The organism is Pseudoalteromonas sp. SG43-6 (assembly GCF_014164365.1).
Lineage (GTDB): Bacteria > Pseudomonadota > Gammaproteobacteria > Enterobacterales > Alteromonadaceae > Pseudoalteromonas > Pseudoalteromonas rhizosphaerae.
In genome coordinates this window covers 1-18,651 of the sequence record NZ_JACJEZ010000034.1, presented here as the reverse complement: position 1 = coordinate 18,651, position 18,651 = coordinate 1, and the positions used below count along the sequence as shown (strand labels likewise).

The window sequence follows — 18,651 nt, the reverse complement described above, 5'->3', positions numbered from 1 at the left end:
TTTTTGTGAGAATACTATGAATAAAAAAAACATAAGGGATATCGTCATTTTAGGTGGGGGGACAGCAGGTTGGCTTACTGCAAACCATATTGCATCTCACTATAAAGAAAGCATAGCAGCAGGTAACCTTTCAGTAAAATTAATTGACTCACCGGATGTAGCGACAATTGGTGTGGGTGAAGGTACAGTGCCAGTAATAAGAGAAACACTCAAAAGTTTTGGGATTTCAGAAACTCAACTATTAGTGCAATGCGATGCAACATTTAAACAAAGTATCAAGTTTGTCGATTGGACTTATAATCCCTCAGAAAAACCCAATAATTTCTACCATCATCTATTTGAATACCCACATTTAGGGAATGATTCAATAAATGCATTTTGGCTGCAGAATAAAGATATATGTCCTGATCATTATGCTTCCTGCGTATCAATACAGCATGACATATGTGAAGCAAATTTAGCCCCTAAAAATATTCAAATTCCAGAATATGGTGGTATTGTTAATTATGCATATCACTTAGATGCAAGTAAATTTACAGAGCTACTAAAAGAAAATGCGATTAATAATTTAGCTGTTAAACATACTCATGCCCATGTGTCTAACGTAAAGCTCTCATCTGATGGTTATATTTGTGAGTTAGAGCTGTTAAATGAGGGCGTGGTTAGTGGTGACTTATTTGTTGATTGTAGTGGCTTTGAAGGAAAGTTAATAAAGAAAACACTTAATGGCTCATTTGTAGATAAATCAGATGTTTTATTATGCGATACCGCACTTGCAATACAAGTTCCTTATGGAGAACACGAAAAAATTATTAAACCTTATACTGTCGCACATGCGAAAAAGGCTGGGTGGATTTGGGATATAGGTTTAACTACAAGAAGAGGGGTTGGTTTAGTTTATTCTAGTAATCATATAAATGAAGAAAGCGCTTATAAAGAACTAGCAAAGTACCTAGGTAAAGAGCCTGTTAATGCGCGCAAAATACCTATGCAAACTGGGTATCAAAAAGAGCCGTGGTTGAAGAATTGTGTTTCAATTGGCTTATCTCAAGGGTTTGTTGAACCGCTTGAGGCAACCGGGCTACTTGTTTTTGATATGACAGCAAAAATATTAGCAACGAAGCTACCAATTAATTTTAATGAGATGCAAAATATTGCCAAAGATTATAACCAGCAAGTAGGTGCAATTTGGGAAAATATTATTGATTTTATAAAACTACATTATTGCATTTCAAAACGTGATGATACGCAATTTTGGCTTGATAATCGTGATGAAGCAAATATTCCTGATGGCCTTTTACAAAAACTAAAGTATTGGCATACCCATATTCCTAGTCAGTTTGATTTTGAACGTACGACAGACCTTTTTAAGCTCGAGAATTACTTATACGTAATGTATGGTATGGATTTTGAGATTGATAGAAATGCAATCTCGCAGAGGTATCCAAGTTTAAGCTCAGCGACAGCTCATATCAGTAAAATACAACAGGCAAGTATATTAGCAATGAAGAGCTTACAGGGGCAAAGAGATTTACTCATTAAGATTAAACTGCATGGTTTAGGGAAAATATAAATCTAAGTAATATTATTATCAAACGAGATAAAGGAAGTAATTGTTAGGCGGCCTTTTGCTATTTCATTATTTAGTTTACATTGCGATGGAATAATCGCTGAGTGTAGTACATTACCTGGGTATATGAATAGTCTAGAAGGCTTAGCTTTACAATATGCTATTAGCTCATAATACTCATTATCTTTATCAATATAGCCATTTAACTTAGCTTGAAGAGCTTCTTCTTTTGCTGTTTGATTAAAGCTTTCCTCTGTTTCAAGATTAATTCTTTCAAGGTTTGTTTTTCTGTGTGAAAACAAACCTGTGCCACCAAACTCTTCACCACATAAGTAGTGCACTATAGCTAGTTGGTTGTTCTTGGTTCCATCATAATGAGGGATTTTTTGTAATTGCGATAATTCTTCACTGGGTGTTTGAGCAATCGCATAATTTGAATTTAAAGATTCAATTTTAGAACCTTCTAAATTAAAGTGATTGACTATTTTTGGTAATATACTTTCAATGAAGGTGAAATATTGAGGTGTTACTCTTGACCAAATTCCTGGATAATAATTTAGTGCTTTGATCCAGTCACCTTTATAAAAGCTTGCACTCTTTTTCCAGAGTTCACAGTCTTCATCAGGTAGGTCAATAATAGCATATGGATTGTTTCCTACTTTAGTCTTTTCAAGCCGGATATTCAAAAAGTAAAGCCTCGATTAATTGATGGAAACACACCATATTTAAGTTAAATATGATTCAGTTTGATTAGGCCACTAAAAGGCACTTTTCTTCGATTACAAATTACTACCCATAAGTTAAGAAAAACTTAATTCGGTATATGCATTAGTATTTGGATGCCGTCTAATTCTATATTTTTTTTCTTGTAGTTTAAAGTAACTTGTCTGACAGCTTCCTAAAGATAGCTACATTAAGCTTCTTATGTTTAAAATCATATGATAACTGCAAATTGCAACAAACATTTCACTTCCATTTTTGTAGCAAAACCTTTAGCCTTAGGGTACTAACAGCAAAAATATAAACTTATTAATAACGGAGCAGTAACATGGCGGAGCAACAAGTACAGCCTTTACACAATGAAAAGCATGCCAACACTAAAATTCAAAACGGCATCAATGTAGAATTTTTAAAAACTCAACACTTAGTGCCTGTCGTTGCACATGAGTTCGCGCGTGTAGCAAATGAGTTTCCAATGTCTTTCGTAAAAAATAACGAGACTGGTCAATTTCAAGCTGTAGCTATGTTTGGTTTAGAGCCTGGCGAAAACCTTTTTGTAAAAGACGGTAAGTGGACTGCAGCGTTTGCTCCTATGGCAACAACACGCTACCCACTGGGTCTAGTTAAACACCCACAAGAAGATCAATACGGTATTGTGATTGACGAAGCAAGCCCATTAGTGGGTGAAACTGAAGGAAATGCATTATTTGAAAACGGTGAAGAGACAGATTACTTAAAACGTCGTAAAGAAGCACTTGTATCATTTATTGAGTTTTCTCATGTAACTGAAGCATTCACAAAATATCTTGCTGATAAAGAGCTTTTAGTAGCGCAAACACTAACAGTTGATATTAAAGGCGAGAAAAAAGACATCAATGGTATTTACCTTATTGATGAGAAAAAACTTAACGAGTTAAGCGACGAAGACTTTTTAGAGCTTCGTAAGCGTGGTTATTTAGCGCCTATTTTCTCTTTCTTAACGTCTACGCATCAAGTAGCACGTTTAGCTCGTTTGAAAGCGCAACAAGCGTAATTTAAACGAAATATTAAAAAGCGCCTTTGGGCGCTTTTTTTATGTCTTTTATCTGGTTAGGGTTGTAATTTAGCGCCAATTTATTCACATTGGTTATACTTATTTCCAACACAAGCTACCTGTATGAACAAGTCACTTTTTAGCGCTTTAGTTAGTGCGTGCTTTATAACGTTTAGCCCATTAGCCATAAGCGCTAGTGCACCTTTCGCTATCGCTATTCACGGTGGGGCGGGCACGATTGAAAAAAGCCGTTTTACTCCAGAGCAACAACAAGCTTATCGCTCTAAACTCAAAGAGGCGGTAGAAACTGGCTATAAAGTACTTGAGCAAGGTGGCGAAAGCCTAGATGCAGTAACCGCTGCAATCAATGTATTAGAAAACTCGCCATACTTTAATGCCGGTCGAGGTGCGGTATATACCTATGACGGCGGCCATGAATTAGATGCGTCAATTATGGATGGTCGTGATCGTCAAGCGGGCGCTGTTGCGGGTGTTAAACATATTGAAAATCCGATTAATTTAGCGCGCTTGGTGATGGAAGAATCGGTTCATGTGATGCTCAGTGGTCAAGGTGCTGAAGAGTTTGCCAAAGAGCAGGGCGTTCCATTGGTCGAAAATAACTTATTCGATACGGATAACCGTTATAAAGCGTTATTAAAAGCAAAAGAAAAACTAGATAAAGCCAAAGCTACCAGTAAAGATTATCAAGCTGCGCATCAGGCGTTACCCCTCAATTATAAAATGGGCACTGTGGGTGCTGTCGCACTTGATAAAAACGGTAACTTGGCGGCAGGTACTTCAACGGGCGGGATGACTGCAAAGCGTTTTGGTCGCATTGGTGATGCCTCTGTAATTGGTGCTGGTACATTTGCTGAAAATGCGTCATGTGCGGTATCTGCCACTGGCCACGGCGAGTATTTCATTCGTTATAATGTCGCGGCTGATATTTGCGCACGAGTTAAATATCAAAGTAAGACTATTACACAAGCGGGTGATGAAGTGATTAATAGTGTGCTAAAGCCGATTGGTGGTACTGGAGGAGTGATCATAGTTGATAGCAAAGGTAATATCAGCTTACCGTTTAATACCAGTGGTATGTATCGGGCCAGCAAATCAAATACGCAAGCGACCTATGTGGCAATTTTTAAAGACGAATAATACGATTATGTAAATGTACTACAGCCAGTAAACTATGCTGGCTGTATGTTAGTATTGAGGCGTTTTTTTTCATAATCGCTTTTGATTATTTCAAGTGCTTTGAGCACATCATCAGCGGCAACGTCATGTTGTTCAAGCAGCATTATTAAGTCTACGGCTAATTTTACGTGTGTAGGTGCTTGGGTTAACTCTTTACTCATGTCCGGCCTTTTTTTTCGCTATTTGGCTGATTGCAACATCAATGGCAATATTTACTCGTTCCTCCATATGAGAGCGTTCAACGTGTGGTAAGTAAAACTCCATATCTACATCATAGCGAATGTATCGGGCAGGTAGTTGGTTTAGTACAGTACAGCAAAAATCAGCCATTACGTCTTCACTATATTGCTTTTCAAGTTGTCGTTTAATGATTTCTTCAATCATAATTTTTTCATAGTAATTGTGTATGTCGTCATGTAATCGCACTGTGTTATCTACCTTAGTAGTATTAAGCTGTTTTTAGTTTATACCAAGTGCGGGTATAAATCGACAATCGCTTGAAAAAGCAGCTTATGAACCTCAACTAACTTTTGTGTATCTCGCTGATAACCGCCACCGAGCGCGCACATTAAAGGAATTGAGTGCTGTTTGCAGGTTGCTAAAACCAGCGAATCGCGTTGATATACACCCTCTAAACTAACATCAAAATAGCCTAATTCGTCTTGGCTACAAATATCAGCTCCGGCGTTATATAAAATAATATCAGGCTGATGAAGACGGATACAAAAAGCCAAGGCATTAGCGACTGTTTTTAAATATTCATTATCGCTGCAGCCAGTGTTGAGTGAGAAATCATAATCAGAATGCTGCTTTAAACGTGGAAAGTTTTGCTGACAATGAATCGAACAGCTAATCACTCCATCAAGAGAGCCACAAATTTCGGCTGTGCCATCACCTTGGTGTACATCACAATCAAAAATCAGCACCGTTGATGCTTGCTCAGTGTTAATGAGGTGAGCGGCGGCAACCACGAGGTCGTTGAAAATACAAAAACCACTGCCGTAAGCATTATAAGCATGATGATATCCGCCGCTGAGATTTACCGCCAGCTGCGTTGTTAAAGCGTATTCAGCGGCTTGAATACTTGCACCAACAGAAAATAAAGTGCGCTCTACCAGTTGATTTGACCATGGGAAACCCATTTTCTTTATTTCTTTGTCAGTTAACTGCCCGCTAATAAAGCGTTCAACATACTCATGGCTGTGGCAAAGCTGGAGCTGTTCATTAGTCGCTTTATTTGGGCTAATAAAGTCAGTAAAACCAAGCTCTGCAATTTCTTGTTTTAGCAATTTATATTTAGCGATTGGAAAACGATGGCGTACAGGCAGTTCAAGCGCAGAGTATAGTGGATGATAAAAAACAGTCATAGCTAGCGTAATTGTTGTTTTTCAACTATTTGAATTTTTTCTTCGGTGGCAGATATTGCCTTACGGCAGCGACCAAGGCGGCCATGAAGAGCAAGGATCTCTAAATTAATAGCTTTGGCTTTTACAGGACCCACGTTTTGCATTCTTAACTTACATTCTTCAACCATCAGCACTAAGCGACGCTCAAACTCGTGATTTTGTTTGAGTTCGTCATATAGCTCATGGGCGGGTTGCATAATTTGTTTTACAGCTTGTTGGTAAGGTGCCGATTTATTGAATGTTTTACTGCGGGCTTTGTAAGTGCTTTTATTTTCTTTTTCCCAAATCGGCGTAGATTTTATAACATTAAATACGGCTTGTACCTGATTACCGATCCGCTCTAAAGCATAATTATGAGCATGGCGACGTTCCAGTGGTGGAAGGCTATTAACTTCATCTTCAATTTCTAACACATAATCAACTAATTTCATGCTTTTAGTAGTAAACACACCTCGGTCAAATAAACTGGGTTGTGCCTGCATATAGCGGTTTTTAGCAAATAACTTGGCTTTATCAAATTGCTCAGCATGCTGCTTTAAGGTTGCAACTTGTTGGCAAAGCTTATCAAAAGAAGCTGTTCGCATTTTATAAATAAGCCTCGTAAATTAGTTTTAACGCTAAAATTATCACCACAGTATTAAAAACAGGACGAATAAACTTACTGCCAAACCGAATTGCTGAATGAGCTCCAAGCCAGGCTCCAAACATCAAAAAGAAGCCCATTGTGATGCCGAGTAAAAAGTTAACATGACCAAGCGCTACAAAAGTGATCAGTGATACAAAATTTGACACAAAATTCATTGAACGGGCTAAACCACAGTTTAGCAGTAAACTCATTTTGTAGAGTAAACTATTTGACGCAGTCCAAAAAGTCCCGGTCCCAGGGCCTGCCAAGCCATCAAAAAAGCCTAAGCTTAAGCCTTGTAGCCATTGTTTTATTTTAGTTGTTTTGTTCAATGGTGGTAATTGATCATGTTCTACCGTACTTAAACTGCCAAATAAGCTGTAGCAGGCTACCATAATGATAACAATAGGCAGTAGTTTGTTTAAAAATTCAATACTCAGGTAGTCAACAATAAGGGTACCAAGTAAAGCGCCAATGGCGGTTGCTATAATTGACGCTGCCCAAAATTGAGGATTAAATAATTGCTTACGGAAGTAAGTAACACTTGCTGTGAGTGAGCCAAAGCTCGCGGCGAGTTTATTAGTGCCGAGTGTTAAATGGGGCGGCAGTCCTGCTGTTAAAAGTGCTGGCACGGTTAACATGCCACCACCACCGGCTATTGCGTCTATAAAGCCTGCGGCAAGTGCCACTGCGCAAAGAAGTGCCCAGGTTGTTGGGTCTAGTGCAAGTTCAAACATTAATAATCTATTTGTCTTTTAAAGGGTGGTAATGTGTCAAGCATGGCTTTGCCATATCGCTTGGTCACTAAACGGCGATCTAGGATTGTAATGCGCCCTTGATCGTTCTCTTTACGCAGCAGTCTACCACAGCTTTGCACTAATTTCTTAGCCGCATCAGGCACCGTGATAGATAAAAACGGATTACCCCCTTTACTTTGTACAAACTCTGCTTGTGCCTCTTCAATGGGGGAGGTGGGCACCGCGAATGGAATTTTAGTGATCACTAAGTTCTCAAGGTATTTACCCGGTAAGTCGAGTCCTTCGGATAAGCTTTGTGTGCCAAATAAGATACTGCCTTTACCCGCATCTATATTCTTTGTATGTTGCTTTAACAGTGCTTCACGCGACATTTCACCTTGTACTAAAATGTCGAGGTTTTTAGCGCGCAAAGCTTTTACTACATGATCCATTTGCCAGTAAGACGCAAACAACACTAAATTAGCATGTTGCGTATTTAAGTGATCCGGCAATACTTTGGCCAGATGATCACTAAATTCTTTATCGGTCGGCTCGATGTGTGATGTTGGTATGTGCAAAGTGGCTTGATTAGGATAATCAAACGGAGAAGGTACTTTTAAGTATTTTACACCTTCTTCTTTAGTAAGACCGCTTTCGTAAGCAAAATGATCGAATGAACCAAGTGCAGTCAGGGTCGCTGAGCATAAAACCGCACCGGCACATTGTCGCCACAGTTTATCTTTTAAATAGTAGCCAACTTCAATAGGGCAATCGCTGAGTAGATGGTCGTGATGGTTTTTGTATTCTAAACGCTTTATCCAACGTGCATGTGGTGTGCCTTCACCCTTGGTGGCGTAGCTATACCAAAGTTTGTTTAGTTGCTCTAAACGATTAATGTAATGACCGCTTTCGCCTAAAATAGGATCGGCAACATAGGGTTTGATATCACCATCACTGACATCTTGTACTAAGGTATCGTGCATTTTATTTAAGCAGCGCAGAGCATCGAGGGTCGCCTCGCTGATATCTTTGGCTTTAGCGTGTAACGATTCAGGTATTTCACCATGTTCAAATCGGTATGTATCGTCTTTTGAATAGTTAAAATCGGCATTATCCAAAATATCGCGAACAACTTTTAAGTCTTTATTGGCATCATTAATACTGTCACAGAGCTTAAAATTTTGCCCTATGGCTTTTTGACCTACTAATACTTTGGCCATTTTGCCACTAAATTTAGTGAGTTTATCAAGCCAATCAATGGTGCCTTTAATCGTCGCTGCGGCAGATGAAAAGTCACGCGTAATATGAGCAAGATGATGAGCTTCATCAATAACGTAAATACTATTATCTGGCTCGGGCAAAATTTTCCCGCCACCTAAATCAAGATCAGCTAATAATAATGAATGGTTAATCACTAATACATCCATTTGCATCAAGCGTTGACGAGCAAGTTGAAAAGGGCAGGTTTGATGTGCTTTCATTTGTCTTTGACAAGCATGTTTATCGCAAGCAATTAATCCCCAAACGCGATCAGGGATAGTATCTGCCCAGCTGTCTCGATCGCCTTGCCACTTTTTATTGGTGTAAGCATCGTAGAGTTGCTGCAAACATTTAGTTTCCATCGCACTCAGTGGCGAAGTAAGGGTGGGCATAAAGTCCATTTGCGTTTGATTATCACCGTTGACAGCATTATGTAGTTTGTGAGCACATAGGTAGCGCTGGCGGCCTTTGACTAAATCAAATTTAAAGTCTAAACCTGAATGTTTTTTAAAAAAGGGGAGTTCTTTACTTATTAATTGCTCTTGAAGGGCTACCGTTGCAGTAGAAATAATTAACTTCTTTTTTTGTGCAAGCGCCAGCGGTAATGCGCCTAAACAATAAGCCAGCGATTTACCCGTACCAGTACCAGCTTCAATAACGCAGATCCGCTGTTTTTTGTGGTACTCGCCCGCCAGTGTTTTTGCAATTTCGGCTACTAAGTAATTTTGGCTACTGCGAGGGCGATAATCACTGAGGTTATCGGCCACATGCTTGTGAATTTTTCTTATCGTCGTTTTTAATGCATCAGAAAGCATGGGTCAATAACCTAAAGTATGTATATAATTACAGTGCTGTATATTAATTGGGATCGAACATTGACACAAGCAATCTATCAAGGCTTTATACTTTCTAGGCAACAATATTCTGCTGATAAGTATAGCCGCCATAGTGGGATCACACTGTGCTATTGGCTAAGCTCTGATCATGGTCCGATAAAAGTGTTAGTGCCAAATCAACAAGCGGTATTTTTTATTTTAATAAAACAACGTGCTTTAGCTGCTCAGTTGTTATCAAAGCACAATATCAATGTCGAATTTAAAGACGTTGCGATTAAACACTTTAGTGGCGAACAATGCATCTCTTGCTATTTTTCAAGCTCACAAGCGTTATATCAAGCAAGGCAGCTTTTAGAAAACCAGATCGCAGTATATGAAGGTGATGTACGCCACAGCGATCGCTTTTTAATGGAGCGTTTTATTCGAGGTAGGGTGTGGGTGACAGGCGACGTTACTCAACAAGCTGGCTTTATCCAAATCGACAATGCCCAGCTAAAAGCAGCTGATTCGTATAAACCACGTTTTAAAACGCTGTCATTGGATATTGAGTGCAGTGGTGAAGGCGTGTTGTTTTCAGTTGGTTTAGTAGGTGAGGGGATTGATTGCGTTATTATGGTTGGCGAGCCACAACAGAGTGAACAGACTATTCATTGGTGCCATGATGAAATTGATTTGCTGACTCAATTACAACAGCTGGTACAACAAGCAGATCCTGACATTATTATTGGTTGGAACGTCATTGAATTTGATTTTAATGTACTTAATCGACGCGCGGATGCCCTTGGCGTTAAATTATTATTGGGTCGAGGTAATGGTCAATTACAGATCAGAGAAGGACATTTTACCCGTTTAACTCTGCCTGGGCGCTGTGTTATCGATGGCATAGATACGCTAAAAAATGCTACTTATCATTTTGATAGTTTCTCACTGGCTAATGTGAGCCATAAAATACTAGGCGAGAAAAAGTTAATCCAAAGCGATAACCGCTTGAGTGAAATTATTCGTCAATATAATGAAGATAAGCTCTCGCTAGCGGCCTATAATCGTCAAGATTGTGTGTTAGTTAATCGTATTTTTGCAAAGTTAAAACTCATTGAATTTGCTATTGTTCGCACGCAGTTAACAGGGCTTGAGCTGGAACGAATGGGTGGCTCAGTGGCTGCTTTTACTAACTTATATTTACCGTTATTGCATCGAAGCGGTTATGTTGCACCGAATCTAGGCGATCATGGTTTATCGTTTGAAAGCCCTGGCGGTTTTGTGATGGAGTCAATTCCTGGGCTTTATAAAAATGTTATCGTGTTGGATTTTAAAAGCTTGTATCCATCGATTATGCAAACGTTTTGTATTGATCCGCTTGGGTTAATTCGCGGCTTAGAGGAGCCTGATAACGCGATTGCAGGTTTTAAAGACGCTTTTTTTTCTCGCACTGAGCATCACCTTCCTAATTTAATAAAAAAGTTAGCCTCATCAAGGCAACACGCAAAAAATACTGCTCAGCCCATGCTGTCGCAAGCTATAAAAATCATCATGAACAGTTTATACGGCGTGTTAGGCTCAAAGGGGTGTCGTTTTTACGATCCACGCTTATCAAGCTCTATTACTTTGCGTGGTCATGAAATAATGCAAACCAGCAGACTGTGGATCGAAGAGCTTGGTTATACTGTTATTTATGGTGATACCGATTCAACATTTGTGAGCCTACCAGATGAACTTGATTCAGATAACTGCAAAGAAATTGGCAAGCAATTAGCTAATACTATTAATGAAAAATGGCAGCAAACAATAAAACAGCGCTTTGCGACACAAAGTTATTTAGAAATAGAATTCGAAACACTTTATAGCCCATTCTTTATGCCGACTATCCGTGGCAAAACCACCGGCTCAAAAAAACGTTATGTTGGCCAGGTACAAGGAGATGATAAAAAAGAATTAATTTTCAAAGGTATGGAAACCGTGCGAAGTGACTGGACAGAATTAGCGCATGAATTTCAAACCGAACTATTTGAAACTTTATTCAGCGACAGTTTTACTGTTGAAATGTTAACACCGATTATTGAAAGTTACATTACCCGTTTGTATGCTGGGGAATTTGACGACAAACTCGTATACAGAAAAAAACTCGGCCAACACTTGGCTGATTATCAAAAAAATATCCCACCTCAAGTCCAAGCTGTCAAAAAACACCAAGCAACTCACCCTGAATTTGTTATAAATAAAGGCCAAATTGTTGAATATGTATACACTCATGTTGGTGCAGAGCTCTATGCAAACGTGCAGCAAACCCAGACAAGTCAAAAATATGACTATGCAATTTATGTCGAAAAACAGCTCAAACCAATCGCACAAATGATCCTTCTTCCCTTGAATAAAGATTTCAATTCGCCCAATAAAGCACAATTACAACTTATTTAAATAGTTCCAAATATCGGTATTGTTAATTTTTTTGTTGCTAAAAAGTGTACTTTTGAAAGTGTTATTAAAATATATTGTTGCTATTTTAATCGTTTTTGTACCGTTTTATTGCATTGTCTGGGTTTTTATGCCGATTAAATTAAATTAATGTGAACAAATGTTGGCATATTGGTTTTTTTTGTTTAGTATCGTGATGCGTTTGCAACATAATTGTTGCGATAGTTTACAAAAGCTAAATAAAAATAATCCACAATATAGTGGTCCAGGGAGAATCAAATGTTAAATAATAAAGTTTCAAAGGCAGTTCGCTTAGCGATCGCTTTTGGTGCAGTGTCAACAGCTGCGTTTTCTGCCAGCTCATTTGCTGCAGAAGAAAAAGATGGCGTTGAAAAAGTTGAACGTATTCAAGTAACAGGTTCTCGCATTAAGCGGACAGATTTAGAGACATCTAGCCCAGTTACTGTAATGACTGCAGAAGAGATTAAACTAAGCGGTTTCACTCGTGTTGAAGATATCTTGAATCAGTTGCCACAAATTGAAGCTGCAGAAAGTTCATTTTTAGCGAATGGCGCAACAGGTACTGCAACAGTAGATTTACGTGGTCTAGGTTCAAACAGAACTTTAGTTTTGATTAACGGCCGAAGAATGCAAGCTGGTAGTATCACATCTCAAGTTGCTGATATAAATCAAATTCCTTCATCACTGATTAAGCGAGTAGATGTTTTAACTGGTGGTGCAGCTGCTGTTTACGGTGCTGATGCTGTTGCTGGTGTTGTTAACTTTGTAATGGATGATCAGTTCGAAGGTATTTCTCTTAACGTAGGTACTTCTGGTTATCAACACAATAATGATAACAAATACATTCAAGGTTTGATGGATGAGAAAGGCTTTGAATACGATACAGGTAGTACAGGTATCGATGGTAAGTCTTACAGCATAGATTTTACTGTTGGTGGTGGATTCGATGGCAGCAAAGGTCACGCTGTAGGTTATGTAACTTACAACCGTCAAACTGAACTGTTACAGGGCTCTCGAGATTATTCATCTTGTGCACTAAATGGCGCGGGTCAATCTTGTGGTGGTTCTGGTACAACTCCAAACCCATTTTTTGATATCTACCCCGTGGTTGATGGTGAAGTTGATTACAAACAAAATTTTTACGGTTACCTAGATCCAAATGGTACAGGTTTTAGAGAGGACGATGGTTATCGTTACAACTATGCTCCAGTTAATCACTTTTTAAGACCAAATGAGCGTTTTACTCTAGGTACTTTCATTGATTATGAAATCAATGAAACTTTCCGTCCATATTTAGAGTTCTCTTTCATGCATAATAGAACAGCAGGTCAGATTGCTGAATCTGGTACGTTCTATAATGAAGAGATTTTATTTGATTACAATAACCCTTTATTATCTGATGCTCAAAAGCAGCAGCTTCAAGGCTTATTCAGTCAAGATGGAACTGATCAATTTGTTGCATACATTGGTAAACGTAATGTAGAAGGTGGCCCTCGTTCAGATAACTTAGAGCATTCGTCATACAGAATACTAACGGGTATGGAAGGTGAACTGAGCGATAACTGGTCATACGATGTTAGCTACAACTACTCTGCAACGACTTCAAGCTCTGTTTACAAAAATGACTTGCTTTCACCGAAAATAGCTCCTCGCGTTGGTGCTGTAGGGACAGAATGTGATGAGGCAGATGGTTGTTTATACTACAACGTATTTGAACTTGGTGGTGTAACACCAGAGCAAGCAGCTCAACTTGCAGGTGTAGGTACTCAAACGGGTCTAGTAACTCAAGTTATTTACAGTGGTTATATTAGTGGTGAGTTTGATTGGACTCTTCCTACGGCATCTCTTCCTATAGGCGCTGTATTTGGTGTTGAGCGTCGTGAACAAGATTACGAACGTGTATCAGACACAGTTTACGAAGAAGGTCAGTTATTAGGTCAAGGTGGACCTTCACCAAGCCTATACGGTGCAATTGACGTGAACGAAGTTTACGGTGAGTTACAAATCCCAGTCTTAGATGAATTAAATGTTTCAGCAGCAGCTCGTTGGTCTGATTATTCAACAACTGGTTCAGATACTACTTACTCAATTGGTGTTGACTATACTCTTGCAGACACATACAAATTTAGAACTAGCTTTGCGAAAGTTGTACGTGCTCCTAACGTAGGTGAGTTATTTGCTGCTCAAAGTATTGGCCTTTGGAGTGGTGCAGACGGTTGTGCTGGTGATCCTACAGCAGCCGATGCAGCTGACAGACCAGCGTACTCAGCAAGCCAATGTGCTAATGCTGGCGTGAATGATTCACAATACGGAAGTATTGGTGAGTCACCTGCAGGACAATATAACCAGCTATCTGGTGGTAACCCAGCACTTCAACCAGAAGAAGGTGAAACGCTTACAATTGGTTTAGTTGCTTCTCCTTTTGAAAACTTTAACTTCTCTGTTGATTACTTCAAAATTGAAATCGAAAAGGTTATTGGTACAGTAGGCGCAGAGCGTATATTAAACAACTGTGCTGAAACTGGTGATGAATTTTTCTGTAATAACATTACTCGTAGTCCATCTGGTAGCCTTTGGTTAGGTCAAGCAGGTTTTGTAACAAACCTAAGTGATAATATTGGTGGTAGAACGTGGGAAGGGATTGATGCTACAGCTGCCTACTCAATGGATCTAGAAAATGCAAGCTTGAAGTTTGACATTAACGGTTACTACAGCATGAAGAAAGAAGTTGAACCTATCTTAGGTGATTCAACCTTAGCTTATGACTGTGCCGGTAATATTAATACAGACTGTTTTGCTTCGCCTAAATGGCGTCATACTGCTAACGTTAATTACATCCGTGATGACTGGCGTGTAGGAGCTAAATGGCGTTACTATGGTGGTATTGACTACGATGGAACAGCAGATGCCTCATTAATTGAAAACGGTGGTATAGGTTCTTATAGTTTTATCGACTTATCTGGTAGTTACTCTATTAACGAACATGTAACGTTTACTGGTGGTATGAATAATATCTTCGATAAAGAACCTCCAATGGTGGGTAATACTATTGCTTCAAATGCAAACACAGTTGCTGGATTTTACGATACATTGGGTCGCTTTATCCACATGAGTGTAAATTTGAAGTTTTAATGGGTTTATAAATCATTAAATTAAAGTTAACAAAAGCCCGATCTATTAGGGCTTTTTTTACGTAATGTAGAGGATAGATTTAATTTTTCGCGATACAAAACACTAACTCAGAAAGTATTAGAGGCACCATAAACGCTTTTGATATCATTACTAAGCAACCTATTGCATAACTTTTTATTGATTTTGTTATAAATTATTGAGTTAGAACTGGTTTTTTACATGGTTATTTTTTTAAAGGAAATCACCTTATAAGCATAAATAAAAGCTTTATTTCTAGATAAAACAATTGGTTATAATGTAACTTTCTTGAATTTATTTGTTCTTTATCTGTAAAACTATTGATTTTCAGGTTAAATAACTGTTGACCTTTGGTCATCTCTAATATTAGTATCGCATTGCTCAATTAGGTACTTAGTGTCATATATTGGCACTTAAGTACTCAATTTATAGTAATTAAAACTAATAAAATCATATATAAATATGACCCAGGGAGAATCAAATGTTAAATAATAAAGTTTCAAAGGCCGTTCGCTTAGCGATCGCTTTTGGTGCGGCTTCAACCGCTGCGTTTTCAGCAAGCTCGATTGCTGCTGAAGAGGGCGCTGATAAAGTTGAAAGAATTCAAGTGACAGGGTCACGTATTAGTCGCACAGATATGGAAACGTCAGTACCTGTTACTACTTATTCATTAGATGACATTAAAGCTACGGGTGCTCCTACCCTTGAGCAATTTGTACAACAATTACCAATTATTAGTGGTGGTTCATACGGTAGTAACGTTAATAACGGTGGTAATGGTAGCGTAACAATGAACCTAAGGGGTTTAGGTGCGAGTCGTACGCTTGTTCTTTTAAATGGTCGTCGTTTCAGTGGTGACATTTCTATTATTCCAATGGCGGCAGTAGCGAGAGTTGATGTTTTACGCGATGGAGCATCAACAATTTATGGCTCTGATGCAATTGCTGGTGTAGTTAACTTTGTTACAAACAATGATTACTCTGGTGCTGAAATAGAATTCCGCCATCAACAGACGAGTGAAAATGACGGCAAAACGTCTAATATCTCGTTCATTACCGGTGTTGAAACTGATAAAGGGAATATTGTATTCTCAGCAGGTTATGAACAACGTGATGCAATTTATGGTGAAGACCGTGATTGGGCAAGTTGTGTGCGCGCAGAAGATATAACAAAAGAAAATGCAGATGGTAGCGTTGAGGGCAAAGTGGTATGTGCTGGTGGCTCTGCAACAACCTCACCAGCTTCATTCTCTATTCCAGGTATTGTCGGTAAAACCTTTGTTAAAGGCGCGGATGGTAAACCTCGAGCAATAGAAAGTGCTGATCGTTATAACTATGCTGATACTAGTATCATTTATCAACCACTTGAAAAATATAATCTTTTCGGTTCCGCTAATTACGAACTTATCGATAGTGGTTTTTCTACTGTAACATTTGTATCTGAAGCATCATTTACACATCGTGTGAATAAAACCCGTTTGGCACCTGTCGGCACTTTCTGGAGTATGCCTGTTCCTGAAACAAATCCAGGGAATACATTTGGTGAAAAGGTATTTGCTCAACGACGTTTAACAGAATCTGAAGGACGTACTTCTGAATTTTCTATTACTGAATATTTAATTACTACTGGTTTTGAAGGTGAATTTAGCAATGGTTGGTATTGGGACACAAGCTATTCGTTCAATAGCCGCCGTAGAACTGAAGAAATCGGTGGGCGTATTCACCAAGAACGTGCTAATACATTGGTAGATCCAGAATTATGTTCTGCTAATGCAGCTTGTCCGGGAGTATGGGACCCGTTCCAAAAAGACTCTCTAACAAATGATATGAGAGATTGGATTATTGTTCCAATGAGCTCAACAAGTAAAGCAGAAGATACACAATTACAGTTCAATATTGCTGGTGAAACAAGCTTTGAATTACCAGCCGGTACTATTGCTTGGGCAACGGGGTATGAACATTTAACGACTCATTATACATCGTTACCGGACGGTGCGGCTGGTCTTGGGGCAATTTATGGTGTAGCACCAGACGGAACTGATGGCGGTTATACAACTGAATCATTTTATGCTGAGATTAATGTGCCTATTTTAGCTGACTTACCGTTTGCTGAGCGTTTAGATTTTACAGCAGCTGCACGTCGCACTGATGTAAGCTTAATTGATGACGCTGAAGTTACTACTAAGTTTGCTATTGAATGGCGCCCATATTCAGATTTATTAGTTCGCGCTAATTTATCAGAGGGCTTCAGAACACCTGGCGTGAGTACTTTATTTGCACCTCGTGCTAATTCAGCTGAAACTTATACTGATCCATGTATTAAATATGGTTCTAATCCTGATGCAAGCGCTGAACTTAAGGCTAACTGTGCTGCAGATGGTCTACCAGGTGATTGGGCACAACCTAACCAACAGTCTGGCTCTTGGGTAGGTGGTAATCCTGATATTGGTCCTGAGCAATCGGAAAGTAAAAATTTAGGCGTTGTATGGGCTCCAGAGTTTATCGAAGGTTTCAGTGTAGCGCTAGATTATTATGATATTGAAATTACAGATATTATAGGTGAGCTTTCAATCGGTACTATTAGTAATGAATGTTATAATAGTAAAGACTTTTCTTCACCATTATGTGCTCAAATTAAAGGCCCAGTTGCTTATGGTACAGTAGGTGGTCCTCGTCGTGATTCGCAAGGTAGTTTAAGTGGTGTTGAATTATCGACTCAGAACTTAGGTATTTTTAATTCAAGTGGTATAGACTTTGACTTAAAATACGGCCTAGATGTATTAGGTGGTGAGTTGAAGTTTAACTTAAATGGTACTTATGTTCTTGAATTAGATCACAATGAAGCTGAAGGTTTGGAAACAACAGAACTTCTTGGTGGATACGGTGCTGATGTTGCAAACGGTGGACGTGGTGCGTTTAATAAACTTCGTGCTAACTTTAGAACAAACTACTCACAAGGTGATTGGGGTCTTACTCATACCATCCAATATCAAAGTGCTGTAGATGACTATGCTGAGCCAAATGGTGTTTTATCTGACCGTGTAGGTACGGTAGCGTATAATGACATCAATGGTTACTATAATTTTGAGCATTTAACTCTTAGTTTAGGTATCAATAATATCTCTGATAAAGAGCCGCCATATGTAAGTAACGGCGATAACGGTGCACTTATTCGTGTTCATCGTTTGACCGGTCGTGAATACTACTTAAAAGCAACATTCAAGTTTTAACAACTAAATATTGCTAACAAGTAACTAGCCATATGAAATACCTGCTAATTTTAATCTGCAGGTATTTTTTTATCAAAAATTGACGTTTTATTTTCATGCATTATCTTAATATCGGTTAATAAAAAGAACTAATTGCCACTTCTAATCTTCGATAATTTAACTAAACAAGCAACAGATATGACTAGGTTAGTAGTTTGTTACGATACTAATGGTATATCAACGTGCTTTCCCTTTAATGGCATAATACCAATCTGCCAAATTATGTGATCTAATTAGCACACTGATACTTATCTACTTTTACTAAATTGAACTTAGAAAAATCCAAGCAACTTTTAGCTTTATCACGTAAAGAGCCTAATGCAAGAAAGCGCATACGCCTGCTTGCTGTTTCATTATTCTTTGAGGGTGAAAACAGAACGAATATTGCTAAGCGCCTAAATACAGCGCGCGGCAGT

At 38.7% G+C, this 18,651-nt stretch carries 13 protein-coding genes; 6 read left to right on the top strand and 7 right to left on the bottom strand.

Annotation, left to right across the window (positions count from 1 at the left end; translation table 11 throughout):
• Positions 1-16 precede the first annotated feature (16 nt).
• Positions 17-1,573 carry a tryptophan halogenase family protein gene (locus H5201_RS14745; protein ID WP_182718413.1) on the top strand — a complete coding sequence of 519 codons (1,557 nt, stop codon included), beginning with the start codon at positions 17-19 and terminating at the stop codon, positions 1,571-1,573.
• A gap of 2 nt (positions 1,574-1,575) precedes the next feature.
• Here H5201_RS14745 and H5201_RS14740 read toward each other — a convergent pair whose 3' ends face one another.
• A complete protein-coding gene (locus tag H5201_RS14740; protein ID WP_182739952.1) occupies positions 1,576-2,256 on the bottom strand; it encodes a DUF6445 family protein in 681 nt (226 codons plus the stop codon).
• Positions 2,257-2,618: 362 nt separating this feature from the next.
• Between H5201_RS14740 and H5201_RS14735 the strand changes: the two genes are divergently transcribed.
• Entirely contained in the window at positions 2,619-3,323 is a 705-nt protein-coding gene (locus H5201_RS14735) for a SapC family protein (RefSeq protein ID WP_145240973.1), read from the top strand.
• Between the two features lie 123 nt (positions 3,324-3,446).
• Positions 3,447-4,481 (top strand): isoaspartyl peptidase/L-asparaginase family protein, encoded by a 1,035-nt coding sequence (locus H5201_RS14730; RefSeq protein ID WP_182784985.1) that lies wholly within the window; start codon positions 3,447-3,449, stop codon positions 4,479-4,481.
• Between the two features lie 32 nt (positions 4,482-4,513).
• Here H5201_RS14730 and H5201_RS14725 read toward each other — a convergent pair whose 3' ends face one another.
• Genes H5201_RS14725 through dinG form a run of 6 tightly spaced genes read right to left on the bottom strand, consistent with a single transcriptional unit; the run spans position 4,514 to position 9,363 of the window.
• Complete coding sequence (locus tag H5201_RS14725) at positions 4,514-4,681, bottom strand: DUF2496 domain-containing protein (protein ID WP_182718410.1); 168 nt, start codon at positions 4,679-4,681, stop codon at positions 4,514-4,516.
• Entirely contained in the window at positions 4,674-4,946 is a 273-nt protein-coding gene (locus H5201_RS14720; RefSeq protein ID WP_182739954.1) for a late competence development ComFB family protein, read from the bottom strand. Before H5201_RS14720 ends, H5201_RS14725 begins: the two co-directional genes overlap by 8 nt.
• A 38-nt stretch (positions 4,947-4,984) precedes the next feature.
• The gene (locus tag H5201_RS14715; RefSeq protein ID WP_182761274.1) at positions 4,985-5,887 is read right to left on the bottom strand and encodes a histone deacetylase; all 903 of its coding nucleotides are present in this window, start codon (positions 5,885-5,887) and stop codon (positions 4,985-4,987) included.
• Positions 5,888-5,889: 2 nt separating this feature from the next.
• On the bottom strand, positions 5,890-6,510 hold the full coding sequence (locus tag H5201_RS14710; RefSeq protein WP_182767869.1) for a primosomal replication protein: 621 nt from the start codon (positions 6,508-6,510) through the stop codon (positions 5,890-5,892).
• Between the two features lies 1 nt (position 6,511).
• Entirely contained in the window at positions 6,512-7,288 is a 777-nt protein-coding gene (locus H5201_RS14705; RefSeq protein WP_182718406.1) for a TSUP family transporter, read from the bottom strand.
• Entirely contained in the window at positions 7,288-9,363 is a 2,076-nt protein-coding gene (gene dinG / locus H5201_RS14700) for an ATP-dependent DNA helicase DinG (protein WP_149982808.1), read from the bottom strand. Before dinG ends, H5201_RS14705 begins: the two co-directional genes overlap by 1 nt.
• A gap of 60 nt (positions 9,364-9,423) precedes the next feature.
• Here dinG and H5201_RS14695 point away from each other — a divergent pair, with 60 nt between their 5' ends.
• The 3 genes from H5201_RS14695 (at position 9,424) to H5201_RS14685 (ending at position 18,196) form a co-directional block, all read left to right on the top strand.
• Complete coding sequence (locus tag H5201_RS14695) at positions 9,424-11,799, top strand: DNA polymerase II (RefSeq protein WP_182784983.1); 2,376 nt, start codon at positions 9,424-9,426, stop codon at positions 11,797-11,799.
• Between the two features lie 276 nt (positions 11,800-12,075).
• On the top strand, positions 12,076-14,949 hold the full coding sequence (locus H5201_RS14690) for a TonB-dependent receptor domain-containing protein (protein WP_182718403.1): 2,874 nt from the start codon (positions 12,076-12,078) through the stop codon (positions 14,947-14,949).
• Positions 14,950-15,448: 499 nt separating this feature from the next.
• Positions 15,449-18,196, top strand: coding sequence for a TonB-dependent siderophore receptor (locus tag H5201_RS14685; RefSeq protein WP_182718402.1), 2,748 nt, complete (start codon positions 15,449-15,451; stop codon positions 18,194-18,196).
• Positions 18,197-18,651: the final 455 nt, after the last annotated feature.

Bases quoted from the DNA above. Each gene is read 5' to 3' on its own strand.
- H5201_RS14725 (WP_182718410.1), bottom strand. From the start codon at position 4,681: ATGAGTAAAGAGTTAACCCAAGCACCTACACACGTAAAATTAGCCGTA.
- H5201_RS14735 (WP_145240973.1), top strand. From the start codon at position 2,619: ATGGCGGAGCAACAAGTACAGCCTTTACACAATGAAAAGCATGCCAAC.
- H5201_RS14705 (WP_182718406.1), bottom strand. From the start codon at position 7,288: ATGTTTGAACTTGCACTAGACCCAACAACCTGGGCACTTCTTTGCGCA.
- H5201_RS14745 (WP_182718413.1), top strand. From the start codon at position 17: ATGAATAAAAAAAACATAAGGGATATCGTCATTTTAGGTGGGGGGACA.
- H5201_RS14730 (WP_182784985.1), top strand. From the start codon at position 3,447: ATGAACAAGTCACTTTTTAGCGCTTTAGTTAGTGCGTGCTTTATAACG.
- H5201_RS14715 (WP_182761274.1), bottom strand. From the start codon at position 5,887: ATGACTGTTTTTTATCATCCACTATACTCTGCGCTTGAACTGCCTGTA.
- dinG (WP_149982808.1), bottom strand. From the start codon at position 9,363: ATGCTTTCTGATGCATTAAAAACGACGATAAGAAAAATTCACAAGCAT.
- H5201_RS14690 (WP_182718403.1), top strand. From the start codon at position 12,076: ATGTTAAATAATAAAGTTTCAAAGGCAGTTCGCTTAGCGATCGCTTTT.
- H5201_RS14685 (WP_182718402.1), top strand. From the start codon at position 15,449: ATGTTAAATAATAAAGTTTCAAAGGCCGTTCGCTTAGCGATCGCTTTT.
- H5201_RS14710 (WP_182767869.1), bottom strand. From the start codon at position 6,510: ATGCGAACAGCTTCTTTTGATAAGCTTTGCCAACAAGTTGCAACCTTA.